The sequence below is a fragment of the Psychromonas sp. B3M02 genome, assembly GCF_003318165.1.
In the GTDB taxonomy this organism is placed as follows: domain Bacteria; phylum Pseudomonadota; class Gammaproteobacteria; order Enterobacterales; family Psychromonadaceae; genus Psychromonas.
Genome location: NZ_QOCB01000145.1, coordinates 26,340 through 35,192, shown reverse-complemented (window position 1 = coordinate 35,192; position 8,853 = coordinate 26,340). Strand labels below are relative to the sequence as shown.

Here is an 8,853-nt window from a genome sequence, read left to right as displayed (position 1 = left end):
ATAACAACAGGGGTAAGTAATGAAGTTTCATCTCTTTTTTCCTTTTACCCATCCAATGGATAAATAGTTAATCTGTAATTTCTATCTCATACCAATTGTATTAAATAACTGATCTAGATTTTGCGCCGGAAAAATGGCTTAGTTTGAGGCGTAAGTTGATGTAAATGGTTGTTCCCTATACGAAACTTACAACGAAAAAATAAGTTGTTTTAACAAGTAAAATAGATCAGTTACTTACTATGATTGGTATTAATGACAGCACTACGAAGAAATAAGCCATTTTAATAGGTTAATTAGATAAGTTAACTAGTATGCTTGGTATCAGATGCCAACAAAGAGAAGTCTCGGGATAGATAATGCTTAGCAGTCAGTTTAATAAAATAGATAAATATTTAGCACAATTAATGGGGTATTGGCATTACAATGCTTTTTCATTGGTTGGTTATCCTGCATTTAATGAGAACAGTGCGTTAATTGAATTTTTAGCATCGATTGATCAAGCAAAGTTATCTCTATATCAAAATAACCCGAGTTTATTACACCCTCTGTTAAAGCAATTTATTCCTGAGTTATTAGATGTGAGTGATCCTTTGTTTGAAGTGAAGGATCTAAGCGATAAGTTAGCAAGTAATATTCCATTTTGGTTTAAAAATGGCATCAAAGGCAGAAAGTTAACACAAATTGAGCAATTTTCTCAGCGTATCAATGATCAACTTCCTATCTTAGAGTGGTGTGCTGGAAAAGGCCATTTAGGACGCCTTATTCACTTTAAAAATAATAACCCTGTGACAGCTGTGGAGTGGAATGATGAGCTTTGTCTGCAGGGGAAAGTACTCGCTGAAAAACATGCCATACCGCAAACATTTTACCAAGCCAATGTATTGTTGAATGAAGCTGATATACATTTAAAACAAGAGCAACATGCGGTTGCTTTACATGCTTGTGGAGATTTGCACAGACACCTCATTAACGCAGCGGGTCAATCTGAAACTGAGAAAGTAACGATTAGTCCCTGCTGTTATCATTTAACTAAAGACCAGTACTACCAGCCACTTTCTAATCATGTTCAACAAACCAGTCAGTTATTGTCAGGACTTACCTTAAGCAAACAGGATTTAAAGCTAGCTGTTTCACAACAGAGTACTTTAGGTGCTCGTCAAACGGAATTAAATGATCAAGAGGTTTGGTGGCGATTGAGTTTTGATTGTTTACAAAAAGCGATACGTGGTACTAGTACTTATTTAAACGTGCCGAGTTTTCCTAAAACCTTACTTTCAAGTGACTTTAGTGAGTTTGCGCAATGGGTGATTGAGTGTAAAAAGCTATCATTTGAATTGCCAGCTGACCTCAGTGAGTATTTACAGCAAGGTAAAGAGCGCTTTAATCAAGTACGCAGAGCAGAGTTAGTTTCTCAATTTTTTCGTCGACCATTAGAGCTCTGGTTAGTTTATGATAGAGGATTACGTTTGCAAGAATGGGGTTATCAAGTGCAAGTGTCGACGTTTTGTGAATCACAGGTCACACCACGTAACCTGTTAATCCAAGCGAGTCGTTGATGCTATTTCATGGACTTGGTTTTGAGTTGGCTAATGAATAAAACCAATCCGCCACCAATTACTCCCCAAATCACCGAGCTTAATCCCCATAATGCGATTGGAGAAGCTGTGATTAATAGGGTGATCACTGCGGCTTCATTGACATGTTTTGATTCGCTATTAACACTCTGTTGTAAGCTATGTGTGATCGTCCCAAATAAAGCAATACCCGCCAGTGCCAAGATTAAAGAGGAAGGTAAAAGCGCAAACCAAGCCATAATATAAGCGGCTAATAGGCCTAGTATTATATAAAAAATACCTGCCCAGATACTTGCCCAATAACGTTTCTTGGGATCTTCATGAACATCCTCAGACATACAAATAGAAGCGCTAATTGCAGCAAGGTTCAGTGCATAACCTCCAAAGGCCGCAGTAAATAAATTAGTGAATCCAGTAATGGATAATACTTTCTTAATCGGTGCGTGGTAGCCAAAACTCTGCAACATGGCGATACCAGGAATATTTTGAGCCGCTGTCGTCACGATAAATAACGGTATGCTAATACCTACTATCACCGACCATGAAAATTCTGGCTGAATAAATTGTAATGTGCTCCATTGCCAATCAATACTTTTACTTTCAATAAGTTGTAATTGCCAAGCTAAAGTAGCAGACACTATGATTACAATTAATAATGCCCATTGCGGCACAAAACGCTTTGCTAATAAATAGCTGATAAACATACTAATGATTAAGATTGGCTGGAGATCCATCTGAGTAAAGACAGAAAAACCAAAGTTTAATAATATGCCAGCCAACATAGCTGATGCTAGTTGTTGAGGTAACCATTTAAACAGTTTATCCAAAGGCATTAATAGCGGGAAAATAAATAACAGAAAAGCACCAACAATAAAACCGCCAGCCGCCTCGTTGAGTGTAAACCCTTGTACGTTTGCGACCATCAATGCAGCACCTGGTGTTGACCAGGCGATGAGAATAGGAATGCGGTAACAGTATGAAAGGACAATGCTCAATAACCCCATACTAATACCCAATGCTAAAAACCAACTAGCAACCATCTGACTATCACCACCAAGGTTAATCACTAGTTGATAGAGTAGTGCCACTGAACTAGAAAATCCGACAATCACTGCCACTAATCCAGCGCTCATTGCCGCAATAATAAAGTTGACCCGATGCCAAACAGTTTTCATAATACCTTCCGTGCGTTTTAACGTACAATATGCTTAAGCTAACATTGACTGTTATAACGCACAAGGTAAATATGTCAGATTTTATTAATGAAACAGTAGCTACTCAGCTTAAAAAAAATCGTACAGGAAAAGGCTGGAGTTTGGATGTTGCGAGTCAGCATTGTGGTGTATCAAAAGCCATGTTAGGACAGATTGAACGAGGCGAATCTAGCCCAACTATTGCAAAGCTTTGGAAAATAGCGACTGGCTTTAATTTGCCATTGTCTGCTTTTTTAGGTGTGAATAATGAGCAAACTTCTCATATACAGGGCCTTTTAGCGGACAAAAAAGTGAGTATTAATACACTATTTGAATTTGATAAGCACACTGGCATTGAGATGTTTGAATTGTGTTTTGCCATTGGCCATGAACAATATTCAGAGGCGCATCAAACAGGTGTACTCGAACATATTGTTGTAACCTGTGGTGAAATGGAATACTTTTGCGGAGATCAGTGGCATAGACTGAATACTGGTGAAAGTGCTAAATTTAATGCTGATCAAGCACATGGATATCGTAATGTAGGTAATGACTTATTACGCTTCTTCAATATTATCCATTATCCTTAATATGAGTTATTCGAAGGGAAGTATAATGAACATAAGGAAATCACTGTCACTGTTGCTGCTTAGTTTGCTCTTTTATTGTGTATCTTCAGTGGCGGACCAAGCGCAACGTGTGAGTAAAAAAGAAGCAACATTAGCCTTGCAGCTATTACAAAATGAACATATCCAAGTACTCAAAAAATATTGTGAAAGCTGCGGCAACACCACACCTGAAAACCTAGTGATTGAAACAAGTAAGATTCAGGATGCACACTATAAGGGTTTATGGGAAGTAGTGGTTAATGGGCAAGCTATTGATTTAGCTTATTATTATCTACCAATCAATGGTCGCTGGAAGAATCTGGCTAGGACGGTAGATATTTACCTTGATGATGTACCTAAATATTTAGATCAAATCTCTTTACAAGAGAAAGTTGAGAATGATAGAGGTTGGTATATCAATGAAAAGCAAAATGTGATTTTGACTAAAGAGGTCAATACAAGACCTATTATTGCTCTGTTAGGCAGAGGCAGTTATCAGAAATTAAGTATATTTTTTCAGACTAAACAAGCACAAGGTTGTGCCGATGGACAAAGTGAACAACCTGAATCAACACCTATGTATGTTAATCAAGAATTGGTGCGCTTTGCGGTGATTTGTAAAGGTGAATTAGTGGTTTTTTATGCAGATACAGAGCCGAGTAACGATTTTGTATTGGCACAATTTTTAGCGCAACCTTCTGTTACGTTAAAAGCCTACTCTGGTGGCGAAGACTTGATTTTTAGTACTAAAAATTTCAACGAATTATATGAAAAAGCCACAGGTAAAACTAATTAACATTTTGAAGTAAGGAAGATAATGAGCAACACCACCATTTATTATTTACAGATGCTAGCTGAAACTGAGTTAAAGGCTAAGCCAAGCGTACCTGGTTTAACGATTACCGAAGCAAAAATTAAAGAGTATCGTTTTAACCGTTTCCTCTATTCGTTAATTGGTGAGCAGTGGCAGTGGTTTGATAAATTGAAAGAGTCCGATGAAAGCTGGAAAATCTATGTTGAACGCGATAATTTGCGAACTTGGGTAGCTTATTATGAAGGGGCGATTGCTGGTTACTTTGAGTTAGAGATTGCTGAAGAACAAGCAGTAGAGATTAAGTATTTTGGATTAAGCCCTGCCTTTATTGGTAAAGGTTTTGGTGGTTATTTACTGAGTTATGCCATTCAACAAGCTTGGCAAACTTGTCAAGCTAGGCGTCTTTGGGTTCATACCTGTAGTTTGGATCATCCGAGCGCTTTAGCAAACTATCAAGCGCGTGGTTTTAGCTTATACCATCAAGAAATAGAGTATTGAATTTAAGTAGTAAAAAATATCATTTTTTAAATAACTTATTATGACAAAAGTGCAAAACGGGTGGTAGGATACTGAGATTTTTCAGAGTGAAAAATATGCCAGCTGTATTGTGTTTTTTAATAGCGACTTTTTTATGGGGAAGTTCTTTTATCACCTTAAAAGTGGCTATTGATTTTTACCCGCCTAATTTTGTAATTTTTTTGCGTATGCTGATTACCTTGGTGATCTGCCTATGTCTTTGGCCTTGGGTAAAACGTTTTAAATATCAACAGGGTGACTGGAAGTGGTTACTGATCATGTCACTAGCAGAGCCGTGTTTATATTATCTATTTGAAGGACACGCAATGCAGTTTACCTCAGCATCACAGGCTGGAGTCATTGTTTCTTGTTTACCTCTTTTAGTGGCTTTTTTTGCGTACTTTTTACTACAAGAAAAACTCAGTAAAAACATAATAGCGGGGTTTTCCCTGTGCATTACAGGCGGCATTCTACTCAGCGTTGTTTCTCCTCATACTGACCATGCACCTAATCCATTATTAGGAAATAGTTTAGAAGCCTTAGCCATGGTGTGTGCCGCTATCTATGTGGTGGCGATGAAACATCTGTTAAATCGTTACTCGGCTTTATCACTGATTGCACTACAGGGCTTATCTGGCACACTATTCTTTGCGCCATTTCTTGCGTTTATGGAGTGGCCACAACAACATGACTTTTATGCCTTGATGAACATTGTGTACTTGGGCTCTGCGGTGACATTAGGTGCTTACGGTATGTATAATTATGGCTTGCAACGCTCTTCTGTACTCACTGCCGCTGCTTACTCTAATTTAGTGCCTGTATTTGCCTTGTTATTGTCGGCATTGTTACTGAACGAAGTGTTAATCTTATGGCAATGGTTAAGTATTTTTGTGGTATTTATCGGGATCATGGTCAGTAAACGCCACGAACAAAGTGCCGTTGAGTCGACATTAAATCAAGCGTAATGTCTGCGAGTGAACCTTGTGAATGCGCTTCAAATATTTGTAATAGATAGCTTTTACCTACATCATGACAGTATTCTCTCGATAAAGGTTAATCAGTAATATGAATTATCTTGCGCATTTACATATTGCAGAGGTTACCAATACCAGCTTTACTGGTAACTTCTTAGGTGACTTTGTTAAAGGCAATCCAGATACACAGTTTCCTGCAGCCATTGTTGAAGGGATCCGTTTACATCGCTTTGTGGATAGTTTCACAGATAAACATACACAAGTTCTCGTAGCAAAAAAGCTATTTCCAGCGCATCTTCGTCGTTATGCTCCTATTGCGTTAGATATGTTTTGGGACCATTGTTTAGCGGCTAATTGGTCTGATTTTCAAGCGTTAAGTTTACGCGAATTTTGTTGTTTAGCTGAGCGTCAAATTGAGCAGGAAACACTCGCTGAGAATGTGCAATTACCGGAACGGTTTATGAGTATCAATGGCTTAGTATGGCGGGATAAATGGATCGAGTCCTATCAAAAAATCAGTAATATTGAATATGCCTTACAAAGGATGTCATCACATAGCCCAAGAATGGCACCACTTGCGGAAACTGGCGAAGTGTTGGTTGAGCATTATCAGGACTTCGCAGCTATTTTTACTGAACTCTATGCAGATGTGTTAGTGGCTAGTAAACAGTTTGTCAGTGATTAATAAATATAAAAAAGGAGGCATATAGCCTCCTTCAATCACAATATAGCACGGTGAATATTAGTCTTCTTTAGTGAATAAGTGAGCGATGTTTTTAAAGTCACTTTTTCCTTCAGTAATTTCTTCTACTGATAAACCTGATGCTTCATGTGGGAATACTAACCATTCATCTGATTCATGGATGTAGTAATCAGGTACCATATCTACAGCTTTGTTTTTTGGCTTGTAGTATGGTGTCGCAATACGCACGTCACGTGGCATATTTAAACGCATTACTTCAGTTAGCTTTTCAGTTAACGCAACAACACTTCGTCCTGAATCAAATACATCGTCAACAATCAGTAAACCATCGTCTGCATTTGCATTTTCAATGATGTAATGTAAACCATGTACTTTAATGGTTTTGCTTTGTTTACCGATGCCGTAGTAAGAAGAGGTTCGTACTGCGATATGATCTGTTTCTACTTTTTTGTAGTCAAAGAATTCTTGAACTGCAATACCGATTGGTGCACCGCCACGCCAAATACCAACTATAAACTGTGGGCGGAAGCCACTATCGTAAACTTGTGATGCAAGACGAAATGAGTCTTCAAGTAATTGTTGTGCAGTGATAAAGACCTTATCAGACATATCATTTTCCTCTGGAATTAAATTAGTCGCGCAGTTTAAACTAAAAAATAGGATTCTGCACAATTTGTATGCTAAAAAAACAGATAAACAAGCCTTTTATGACGTAAATTATATAATTTTCAGATCTCATTAAGAAATCCCCATCATATTAGGCTACTCGAAAGATCTAAATCTACAGAAATATTGGTTCTATTGTTTGATAAGAGGCAAATTATGTTACGAATTTTACGATATCCGCCGGTCATCACGCTGTTATATATGTTAATGATGCTGTTAATTAGTTATTTATTGAGTAGTGTGAATGTTCACTTACCTGTTTTGCATTGGCTGGCTTTATTCATTGTCATTATCGCTATCTTGGTGGTTTTATCAGGAGGCTGGGCATTCAAAAAAGCCAATACAACCGTTGACCCAACTACCCCAGAGAAAACGTCTGTGCTAGTAAATACGGGTATCTATCGTTATTCGCGTAACCCCATGTATTTAGGCTTGCTTGGTTTGTTACTTGCTGAAGCCTCTGTATTAGGGAATTCATTATGCTTATTAGTGATCCCTTTTTATATCTACAGTATGAATAAGCGCTTTATTGAGCCGGAAGAGAAGGCATTAATGCGCATCTTTGGTTCACAGTTTGAAGCCTATAAAAATCAAGTTAGAAGGTGGTTATAAATAAAAGCAAGCTATGCTTTAAGTAATCACTTAAGGCATAGCTTATTAGTGATTACTCACTTACTTCGTTGTCGCACGTTTTTGCGTCTTGAAGCTGTTGTAAATTATCCAGTGTTGTTTCAGCAATGCTGGTTAATGCTTCTTTAGTTAAGAAAGCTTGATGGCCAGTAAAGATAACGTTATGACAAGCCGATAAGCGTCGGAAGGTATCGTCAGTAATAATTTCACTAGAATGGTCATTAAAAAACAGATGCTCTTCTTCCTCATAAACATCTAAACCTAACCCTCCAATACGCCCTGATTTTAACGCTTCAATGGCATCATGTGCATTCAACAAACCACCGCGACTAGTATTCACAATCACGACGCCTTTTTTCATTAAATCAAAGGTATTTTTATTTAATAGGTGTTTGTTATCGCTAGTTAATGGGCAGTGCAAGCTGATCACATCACTGTTTTTGAATAGGGTTGGGAAATCTACATATTCAGCGCCTAGTGCTTTGGCATGAGCAGAAGGGTAAGGGTCAGCAGCTAGAATTTTACAACCAAAGCCTTTAAAAATAGCCATGGTCGCAATACCAATCTTACCGGTGCCAATAATACCAACAGTTTTACCGTGCAGATTAAACCCAACTAGGCCTTCTAATGAAAAGTTAGCATCACGTGTGCGCTGGTAGGCTTTGTGAGTACGACGGTTTAATGTCATTAATAACGCAATGGTATGCTCTGCCACGGCTTCAGGTGAATAAGCGGGAACACGAACGATGGTTAAACCTAATTTTTTAGCGCAATCTAGATCGATATTATTAAAACCAGCACAACGCATCGCGATATATTTGATACCTAGCTCATGCAGTTGTACTAATACTTGTTCGCTTAAATCATCGTTTACGAAAGCGCAAACAGCATCATAGCCCGAAGCCAATGCCGCAGTTTGCTCGTTAAGTTGAGTATCAAAAAAATTAATACTCATGGAAGCTGAAATTAATGGTTCAAAGTGTTGAATATCATAACTACGAGAACTGAACATAGCGACTTTCATAAAAGGTAACTCCATGTTTAAGATAAAAATACTGTAATTTGATTATTGATTTGGCAAAAATATTGATTGGTTTTTCTGCTTTATCTCGATTGTACACTGTATACGTTATAACTTAACTATAGGGATGACTTTGTTAGCGGATAAATTTGTT

At 37.8% G+C, this 8,853-nt stretch carries 10 protein-coding genes; 7 read left to right on the top strand and 3 right to left on the bottom strand.

What is annotated here, in order from left to right; translation table 11 throughout:
* Positions 1-356: 356 nt before the first annotated feature.
* Positions 357-1,556 (top strand): methyltransferase, encoded by a 1,200-nt coding sequence (locus DS885_RS16250; protein ID WP_113820457.1) that lies wholly within the window; start codon positions 357-359, stop codon positions 1,554-1,556.
* Positions 1,557-1,558: 2 nt separating this feature from the next.
* On the opposite strand, the gene DS885_RS16245 is transcribed toward DS885_RS16250, so the two are convergent.
* Positions 1,559-2,749 carry a benzoate/H(+) symporter BenE family transporter gene (locus tag DS885_RS16245; RefSeq protein WP_113820456.1) on the bottom strand — a complete coding sequence of 397 codons (1,191 nt, stop codon included), beginning with the start codon at positions 2,747-2,749 and terminating at the stop codon, positions 1,559-1,561.
* Between the two features lie 71 nt (positions 2,750-2,820).
* Between DS885_RS16245 and DS885_RS16240 the strand changes: the two genes are divergently transcribed.
* From DS885_RS16240 to DS885_RS16220, 5 genes are all read left to right on the top strand, one after another.
* Positions 2,821-3,357 carry a helix-turn-helix domain-containing protein gene (locus DS885_RS16240; RefSeq protein WP_113820455.1) on the top strand — a complete coding sequence of 179 codons (537 nt, stop codon included), beginning with the start codon at positions 2,821-2,823 and terminating at the stop codon, positions 3,355-3,357.
* Positions 3,358-3,382: 25 nt separating this feature from the next.
* Positions 3,383-4,171 (top strand): hypothetical protein, encoded by a 789-nt coding sequence (locus tag DS885_RS16235; RefSeq protein ID WP_147232367.1) that lies wholly within the window; start codon positions 3,383-3,385, stop codon positions 4,169-4,171.
* 21 nt (positions 4,172-4,192) lie between these two features.
* Positions 4,193-4,687 (top strand): GNAT family N-acetyltransferase, encoded by a 495-nt coding sequence (locus tag DS885_RS16230; RefSeq protein WP_113820453.1) that lies wholly within the window; start codon positions 4,193-4,195, stop codon positions 4,685-4,687.
* Between the two features lie 95 nt (positions 4,688-4,782).
* Positions 4,783-5,670 (top strand): DMT family transporter, encoded by an 888-nt coding sequence (locus DS885_RS16225; protein ID WP_113820452.1) that lies wholly within the window; start codon positions 4,783-4,785, stop codon positions 5,668-5,670.
* 100 nt (positions 5,671-5,770) lie between these two features.
* The gene (locus DS885_RS16220; protein WP_113820451.1) at positions 5,771-6,364 is read left to right on the top strand and encodes an acyl carrier protein phosphodiesterase; all 594 of its coding nucleotides are present in this window, start codon (positions 5,771-5,773) and stop codon (positions 6,362-6,364) included.
* 57 nt (positions 6,365-6,421) lie between these two features.
* Here the strand turns inward: DS885_RS16220 and DS885_RS16215 are convergent, their stop codons facing one another.
* Positions 6,422-6,991, bottom strand: a complete 570-nt coding sequence (locus DS885_RS16215; protein ID WP_113820450.1) for a phosphoribosyltransferase — start codon at positions 6,989-6,991, stop codon at positions 6,422-6,424.
* Between the two features lie 213 nt (positions 6,992-7,204).
* Here DS885_RS16215 and DS885_RS16210 point away from each other — a divergent pair, with 213 nt between their 5' ends.
* Complete coding sequence (locus DS885_RS16210; RefSeq protein WP_113820449.1) at positions 7,205-7,660, top strand: methyltransferase family protein; 456 nt, start codon at positions 7,205-7,207, stop codon at positions 7,658-7,660.
* Positions 7,661-7,712: 52 nt separating this feature from the next.
* Here DS885_RS16210 and DS885_RS16205 read toward each other — a convergent pair whose 3' ends face one another.
* The gene (locus tag DS885_RS16205; RefSeq protein WP_113820448.1) at positions 7,713-8,702 is read right to left on the bottom strand and encodes a 2-hydroxyacid dehydrogenase; all 990 of its coding nucleotides are present in this window, start codon (positions 8,700-8,702) and stop codon (positions 7,713-7,715) included.
* Between the last annotated feature and the right edge of the window lie 151 nt (positions 8,703-8,853).

Excerpts from the sequence above, each read along its gene's own strand:
- DS885_RS16250 (WP_113820457.1), top strand. The coding sequence starts at position 357 with ATGCTTAGCAGTCAGTTTAATAAAATAGATAAATATTTAGCACAATTA.
- DS885_RS16245 (WP_113820456.1), bottom strand. The coding sequence starts at position 2,749 with ATGAAAACTGTTTGGCATCGGGTCAACTTTATTATTGCGGCAATGAGC.
- DS885_RS16240 (WP_113820455.1), top strand. The coding sequence starts at position 2,821 with ATGTCAGATTTTATTAATGAAACAGTAGCTACTCAGCTTAAAAAAAAT.
- DS885_RS16235 (WP_147232367.1), top strand. The coding sequence starts at position 3,383 with ATGAACATAAGGAAATCACTGTCACTGTTGCTGCTTAGTTTGCTCTTT.
- DS885_RS16230 (WP_113820453.1), top strand. The coding sequence starts at position 4,193 with ATGAGCAACACCACCATTTATTATTTACAGATGCTAGCTGAAACTGAG.
- DS885_RS16225 (WP_113820452.1), top strand. The coding sequence starts at position 4,783 with ATGCCAGCTGTATTGTGTTTTTTAATAGCGACTTTTTTATGGGGAAGT.
- DS885_RS16220 (WP_113820451.1), top strand. The coding sequence starts at position 5,771 with ATGAATTATCTTGCGCATTTACATATTGCAGAGGTTACCAATACCAGC.
- DS885_RS16215 (WP_113820450.1), bottom strand. The coding sequence starts at position 6,991 with ATGTCTGATAAGGTCTTTATCACTGCACAACAATTACTTGAAGACTCA.
- DS885_RS16210 (WP_113820449.1), top strand. The coding sequence starts at position 7,205 with ATGTTACGAATTTTACGATATCCGCCGGTCATCACGCTGTTATATATG.
- DS885_RS16205 (WP_113820448.1), bottom strand. The coding sequence starts at position 8,702 with ATGAAAGTCGCTATGTTCAGTTCTCGTAGTTATGATATTCAACACTTT.